This is a genomic window from Oceanispirochaeta sp. (genome assembly GCF_027859075.1).
Lineage (GTDB): Bacteria > Spirochaetota > Spirochaetia > DSM-2461 > DSM-2461 > Oceanispirochaeta.
Map to the genome: position 1 here is coordinate 1 of NZ_JAQIBL010000104.1, position 6,067 is coordinate 6,067.

Annotated in this window: 6 protein-coding genes; all 6 read left to right on the top strand. The window is 41.3% G+C overall.

What is annotated here, in order from left to right; genetic code table 11:
• The first annotated feature begins 354 nt into the window (after positions 1-354).
• The 6 genes from PF479_RS05815 to PF479_RS05840 are packed head-to-tail and all read left to right on the top strand — an operon-like array spanning position 355 to position 5,909.
• The gene (locus PF479_RS05815) at positions 355-960 is read left to right on the top strand and encodes a hypothetical protein (RefSeq protein WP_298003432.1); all 606 of its coding nucleotides are present in this window, start codon (positions 355-357) and stop codon (positions 958-960) included.
• Positions 961-1,002: 42 nt separating this feature from the next.
• Positions 1,003-1,476, top strand: a complete 474-nt coding sequence (locus PF479_RS05820; RefSeq protein ID WP_298003435.1) for a chemotaxis protein CheW — start codon at positions 1,003-1,005, stop codon at positions 1,474-1,476.
• Position 1,477: 1 nt separating this feature from the next.
• A complete protein-coding gene (locus PF479_RS05825) occupies positions 1,478-2,503 on the top strand; it encodes a DegT/DnrJ/EryC1/StrS family aminotransferase (RefSeq protein WP_298003438.1) in 1,026 nt (341 codons plus the stop codon).
• 43 nt (positions 2,504-2,546) lie between these two features.
• A complete protein-coding gene (locus PF479_RS05830) occupies positions 2,547-3,398 on the top strand; it encodes an NAD(+)/NADH kinase (RefSeq protein WP_298003441.1) in 852 nt (283 codons plus the stop codon).
• Positions 3,391-5,073 carry a DNA repair protein RecN gene (gene recN, locus PF479_RS05835; protein WP_298003444.1) on the top strand — a complete coding sequence of 561 codons (1,683 nt, stop codon included), beginning with the start codon at positions 3,391-3,393 and terminating at the stop codon, positions 5,071-5,073. The genes PF479_RS05830 and recN overlap by 8 nt, the downstream gene beginning before the upstream one ends.
• Positions 5,074-5,084: 11 nt before the next feature.
• Positions 5,085-5,909, top strand: a complete 825-nt coding sequence (locus PF479_RS05840; RefSeq protein WP_298003447.1) for a hypothetical protein — start codon at positions 5,085-5,087, stop codon at positions 5,907-5,909.
• Positions 5,910-6,067: the final 158 nt, after the last annotated feature.

Sequence of the window (6,067 nt, forward strand, 5' to 3'; positions counted from 1 at the left end):
GTGGGAGAGTTGGTCGTGGCCGGTTCAAACAATTAAATAGCCCCAATCTTCGGTTTGGGGGTTTTTTATTTGGCGACGACCGTAGCAAGTTGGTTGCCGAAGGCAAGCAACGTGACGAAGCCCGTTAGGGCGGAGTGAGCCGCCGTTTTAAACTTAAGCCCCTTGTCATTAAGACGAGGGGCTTTTCTATTTATAATTCCGTGTTCGGAATGGAATGAGGAACGCATCTGTGCCCAGTGATTGCCGAAGTCTTTCCAATTGTAAACTCAATCGGTCTGAGTAAGGATTAAGCTTTTTATTTTTCAATATCTATGCACTTTAAGAATATAATATTATATTTTATACGAGGCTGTTTTGAAAATATTAATTATCACACCCATGCTGAAGGAATTTCATTCCGCCCGTGAGGTTTTCGGTGCAGTGGAAAAAGACTTCCCTGAAACTTTTCGTCTTGCAAAAATTTTTTTCAAAGTTCATGAAATACATCTCCTGCAATGCGGTTTCTGTGTTGAAGATGCTATGGCAGCCTATGAAGATACTTTTGGGATACCCGATCTCCTGGTTGATACCGGTAGTTGCGGTTCTTTGAAAGAGGGTCTGCTTCTGGGTACCATTGTCCAGGGAAAAGTTCTGTTGAAGGAGAATGAAAGTTTATTTCATTCTCCTCCTATTTATATAAATGATCCTGATGTCCAATATGTACGCCTTCTGGAAGTAGAAAACGCGGTTATGAATGAAGAGGATAAGAAGATTTATCAGATAAGGGCCGATGTTTGTACAATGGAAAGTTATCGAATCTTTAGTAAATCAATTGAATGGAATTGCAGATTTCTGAGTCTTCGCGTTGTGACAGATCATGCCGATGCACAGGGATCCTCGGATTTTAAAAGGAACATAAGGCCTTTCAGCATGAAATTGTATGCATTCTTAAAAGACTTTCTTATGAATATAAGTCATTGATTTTAGAATCATTATAGAACATAATAAAGCAGGGAGATTTGAATGATAGATACAACTTTGCAAATGGTCACTTTTCAACTTGGCGTTGAAAACTATGGTATTAATATCATGGATGTTAAAGAAATATACAGTGTTCAGGAAGTTCGTGACATACCCAATGCTCCTCCTTATGTTGAGGGAATCTTCAACCTCAGAGGAGATATCATTCCGGTTATAAACCTTCATAAGAGATTTCATATCAATAAGGCGATATTGACAGAGGATGAAGCCATGCTCAGTGGATTTATCATTATAAATCTAGACGGGATGCAATTAGGAGTCATCATCGACAAAGTTCTCAGAGTCGTCTCTGTAAATATGGGACAGATTCAACCACCACCTCAGATGATTACCGGTATTGGTAGTGAATATATACAGGGCGTCATCCATCAGGATGATGGTTATCTGATTATTCTGGATATTCGTCGCTTATTTGATCCAGAGGAACTTCAAAATATAAGTAATGTAAATCCTTAAAATGTCTATTCCTGTATTCAGACCCTCAATAAAACGGAAAGAAATGGATAGTGTCCTCTCTTGCATGGTTTCTGACCACATAGGTCCGGGTCAGTATTCAGAACAGCTCATTGAAGAGTTTAAACAGATCTGTGAGGTCAAATCCTGTACTCTTCTCAGAGAATATGAGAGGACCATTGAGATTGCCTTCCAAACTTTACAGCTTAATGCCGGTATGGAATTCATTCTCTCACCACTGGTTCCGGAAACCTATCTTCATGTTATTCGAAAAATGGAACTGATTCCCATATTCATTGATGTGAATCCAATGACAGCAGTACCCGATCTTGATGATTTTCTCGATAAGGTCAATGAAAATACGGGAGCCCTGCTTCTGATGGGCATGTTCGGTTATCAATGGGACTTTTCTGAATGGGAACATCCAGGTGTTCCTGTGATTGAGGATATCAGTTTCAGTTACGGTTCAGTCGTTTCCAGAATTCCAGCAGGTCATACCGGTGATCTGGTGCTCATGAGACTGGAAGCTAGTGATCTAATTACGACGGGTGGCGGTTCTGCACTTATGGCCCGGAATAAAGCACAATGCGATCGTTTACAGGATGAATTGAAGAATTTTGATGAAACGATTCTCCTTTCTGACATGAATGCGGCTCTCGGGTTCAGTCAAATTAAAGAATTTGAAAAAAACTTTGAATTACGGGAAGAGATTTACAAGTTATTTTTATCATCACTCCAAAAAGGAAAACATGGATATTTAAATGGAAATTCTGAGGAAAGGATCATCCGGTCATCTCTGCCAGTTCTGGTCAAAGGAAACCGCCAGGAAATTCAGAAATACGCTCAGAAAAAGAATGTGGAAACAAGTTTAGCCTTCAAAGGCTGTTGTCTTGAAGAGGAACTGGGAGACCTGATCGTCTGTCCGGTTGCAGAGACTTTGATTCTGAATTGTATTCTTTTTCCTTTGTATCCTTCTTTGGGGAAAACAAATAGTGAATCAATTGCCAGGATATTGGCAACATTACCATAATATTCAGTTACATACCTGAGCATTATGGCATTAAAGGAAATCTATGGCTGCCGTAAAAAGTGCCCTCATAATAACTAATCTCTCAAAAGAACGTGCCTCTTCTCTACATGATCAGATCATGATTTATCTTGTTGAAAAAGGCATACATGTTCAAGAACACTCTTTTGATGGTAATCCCGGGAAATTTTTACTTGAAAAGGCTGATCTTGCTATCGTGTTGGGTGGTGACGGAACAGTTCTCTATAGCGCCCGTTTATGTGTCGGTATGAATATGCCTATTCTGGCGATAAATCTGGGAACCTTTGGTTTTCTAGCCGAGGTAAATCCAGATGAGTGGATCACGGCTTTTGAATCCTTTCAGAATGGAACCATGGGTATAAGCCATCGTATCATGCTGAATACGGTTCTGCGGCGGGATGGAAAAGATATTGCTTCATTCTGTTGTCTTAATGATTGTGTTATCAGTTCGACTGGTATGGCAAAGATTGTGAATCTGAAGGTGAATATTTCAAATCAGGAAGTGATTGAATACCGGGCGGATGGTATAATTCTGGCTACTTCGACTGGGTCGACGGCCTATTCAATGGCTGCCGGGGGCCCTATCGTACATCCAGAACTTTCCTCTATGGTTGTGAACCCCATCAATCCCTTTACCCTATCCAACAGACCTCTTGTGATCCCTGCAGAGGAAGAAGTGACAATTCTTGTGAGTCAACAGCAAAGGACAAATCTTGTCCTGACCCTGGATGGGCAGGACGTGATTCCTCTTATACTGGGAGACGAGGTCATTACCAGAAAACACCGTTACACCGCAGACCTTTTAAGCTTCAAAAAAATGAACTTTTATGAAGTTGTCCGAAAAAAGCTGGACTGGAAGGGAGGACCCCATGATTGAAGAGCTTCACATAAAAAACTTTGCCCTTATTGATGAAGCCCACATCCAGTTTAGTCGGGGACTCAATATCCTGACAGGTGAAACCGGAGCAGGTAAGTCAGTCCTGATAGGAGCCATGGGTCTTGTTCTGGGAAACAAAAGCGATAGTACCTTTGTGAGAACCGGATATGAAGAGGCTGAAGTTTCGGCTGTCTTTCATATTGAGACCCCGGATGTTCGAATCTGGCTCACAGAACATGATCTTGATCCCGATGAAGAAACCCTTATTTTAAGAAGAAAAATAAGAACAACAGGGCGGGGATCCGTTTATATTCAATCTAGACCTTTCACTCTGCCCGAACTAAATGAACTGGGTAAGCTTTTGGTGGATATACATGGTCAGCATGATCATCAATCCCTCTTTTACATTGAACAGCACCGGCGATTTCTGGATAAAAGCGGAAAACTTGAAGATCTGAACCGGGCAGTCCAGTCACTTTTTAACAGATTGAAAGAGAAGACAGAAGAAATTGAAAAATTGACAATAGCCTTGGAAGACAGGGATAAAGATATGGATCTACTCAGTTTTTCGGTGAATGAAATAGAAGAAGCTCATCTGATGGAGGGAGAAGAGGAGAGTCTTAAGGCCTCTCTAAAAAGGATGGAACAGGCCCAGCAGCTGTATGGTATTGTGGATTCTCTGCTGAATATACTCCCGGAAAACAGAGGCGGCAGTCTTTCTACCCTGAGGACCGGCCTTGAACTTCTGAATAAATTGAGTGATATCGATCCTGAACAGCAATCTTTAAAAGAGAGGTTTTCCAGTGCATTTTATGAGCTGGAAGATATTGCCGATACAATCTCAACACTCAATGATGATCTTTTATTTTCACCCGAAGACAAAGAGGCATTGGAAGACCGGCTAGCTCACATCAGAAAATTATGCCGTAAATATGGGGCTACTGTGAGTGATGTTGAGGAGTATCTCAAGAAGAGCAGGGACAAACTGGATGAATTAGACAATAGCAGTGATCGCCTGTCCAAGATGAGGATGGAACGAGGAGCTCTTGAAGAGGATTTGATAGATCAGGCCAGAATCTTGTCGGAAGAAAGGAAGAAAGCCGGACAAGTTTTGGAAGAAATTGTCCGGAAACTACTCATCCCTCTGGGGATGCCTTCTTCCCGGTTTTCGGTAGATATCGGGCAGAAAACAGGGGATAAAGGGCAGGTCTTATGCGGGTTAAACGGCCTTGATAGAGTCGAGTTCCTCTTTTCAGCCAATAAGGGAGAACCTCTTAAGGCACTAAAAGATGTGGCTTCTGGTGGTGAAATTTCGAGAATTATGTTGGCAATCAAGACGGCTCTGGCTGGTACAGATCAGATCCCCATCCTTGTTTTTGACGAAATTGATTCGGGAATAGGCGGTGAAATCGCCTCATCAATCGGCCGGCATATGAAGAAGCTGGCCGGCTTTCATCAGATATTATGTATAACTCATCTTGCTTCAATAGCTGTTTATGCCGATAATCATATAAAGGTTAAAAAATTAGAAAGAGAAGATAGGACTCTAACAGATCTTTTTGCTCTTTCAGGACATGATCGTGTGTCTGAAATAGCCCGGATGCTTTCAGGAGATACTCTGGGGGAAGCGTCACTCACTCATGCAAAGGAATTGTTAAAAAGTGCATCTGGTTGAAGGGAAATTGAATGGCTAAAGTCAGTGAAGAAGCGCGAATCCGATATTTTGAGAAAATCAAAGAATATAAAACTCAAAATGAATCGAACCTGACTCAGGAAAAAAAAATACAGGTTCTCATCGATAATGCGGAAGACGGTGGTGCCTATCTAAAACTGCAGCTCTCTGAAGAAAACCTGTCAATTTTATCCAATTATCTCCTTATGAATCATTTGTCCCTTGACCTTATAGGCATTAAAAATGAAAAGTTTCTTAATGATGCACGTAAAATATCATATAAAATCATTATTTATCTGGAAGATGTATTTTCTGATTATCTTGATGTTCCTTATACGGATTACTCGAATAAGATTGATGCTGTTCAGGATTATCCTGAATCAAGCCGCTATTCCCTTATCAGGAAGCTTGGATTTTCAATACAGATGGTCAAGGATGGTTTTGGAGACAACTCAAAATGGAAGTGGTCTATCATTGAGTTGGAAGGGCGTCTGGCTACTCTGTCGAAGAATGTGATTGATCTGAAAAAATTTGTTCCCGGGATGGACCCTAGGTCCGAAGGATTTCGAGACAGGTTGGAGCATTTTCGCTTGACCTGCAGGCTGTTGCAGAGTGCGGCGGATAACTTCAGAATGAAATATGAACTTTCTACCAACAGAATTGATGATTTTAAATCGGCCATCAACTATCTGTCAGCCCTGAAGCGTTTTTATACACTGACAAATCAAAAAAGAGAAATTGAAGAATTAAAAAAGAAGATTGATATCTGGAAACAGAAAATGGACAGTGATGCAAAGCAGTCTGAGAATGCGGCCCGTCTGAAACGACTCTCCAAATAACTATTTTCTGTCTTTCAGGTTTTCCAGCGCATTGTCCGGAAATAACTCTTCCATCGAACGTTGGATTCTTTTTCCCTTTCCACCTTGAAAAAAAACGGGGAAATTCTTGTCTACAAATTCACTGAGAACCTGCCGGCAGGCACCGCAGGGGGAGACTG

Excerpts from the sequence above, each read along its gene's own strand:
- PF479_RS05830 (WP_298003441.1), top strand. The coding sequence starts at position 2,547 with ATGGCTGCCGTAAAAAGTGCCCTCATAATAACTAATCTCTCAAAAGAA.
- PF479_RS05825 (WP_298003438.1), top strand. The coding sequence starts at position 1,478 with ATGTCTATTCCTGTATTCAGACCCTCAATAAAACGGAAAGAAATGGAT.
- recN (WP_298003444.1), top strand. The coding sequence starts at position 3,391 with ATGATTGAAGAGCTTCACATAAAAAACTTTGCCCTTATTGATGAAGCC.
- PF479_RS05820 (WP_298003435.1), top strand. The coding sequence starts at position 1,003 with ATGATAGATACAACTTTGCAAATGGTCACTTTTCAACTTGGCGTTGAA.
- PF479_RS05840 (WP_298003447.1), top strand. The coding sequence starts at position 5,085 with ATGGCTAAAGTCAGTGAAGAAGCGCGAATCCGATATTTTGAGAAAATC.